Source organism: Streptomyces mutabilis (genome assembly GCF_014649815.1).
GTDB classification, from domain to species: Bacteria; Actinomycetota; Actinomycetes; order Streptomycetales; family Streptomycetaceae; genus Streptomyces; species Streptomyces mutabilis.
Window position 1 is genome coordinate 1 of record NZ_BMTT01000226.1, and the last position, 583, is coordinate 583.

A 583-nucleotide genomic window follows, 5' to 3' on the forward strand; every position below is an offset into this window, starting at 1 on the left:
GAAACTACTAAAAAATTAATTATCGCCAAAGCAGAAGCTAAACAAATGATAAAAGAGTTATCACAAAAGAAACGAGATGCAATAAATAACAACACTGATTTAACACCTTCTCAAAAGGCACATGCTTTAGCAGATATTGATAAAACAGAAAAAGATGCACTTCAACATATCGAAAATTCTAATTCAATTGATGATATCAATAACAATAAAGAGCATGCATTTAATACTTTAGCTCATATCATTATTTGGGATACTGATCAGCAACCATTCGTTTTTGAACTACCTGAATTGAGCCTTCAAAATGCTCTAATAACAAGTGAGGTGGTTGTTCACAGAGATGAAACTATTTCATTAGAATCTATAATTGGAGCTATGACTTTAACTGATGAACTTAAAGTCAATATTGTTTCATTACCGAACACTGATAAAGTAGCTGATCACCTAACCGCTAAAGTTAAGGTTATTTTAGCTGATGGCTCATATGTCACTGTAAATGTTCCAGTCAAAGTTGTAGAAAAAGAATTACAAATAGCTAAAAAGGATGCTATAAAAACAATTGATGTTCTGGTAAAACAAAAAATCA

The 583-nt window shown here is 30.9% G+C and carries 1 protein-coding gene; it reads left to right on the forward strand.

Annotated features, from left to right (window positions below; genetic code table 11):
• The coding region (locus IE142_RS40130) for a DUF1542 domain-containing protein (protein WP_191889485.1) at positions 1 to 583 on the forward strand (583 nt) is incomplete at both ends.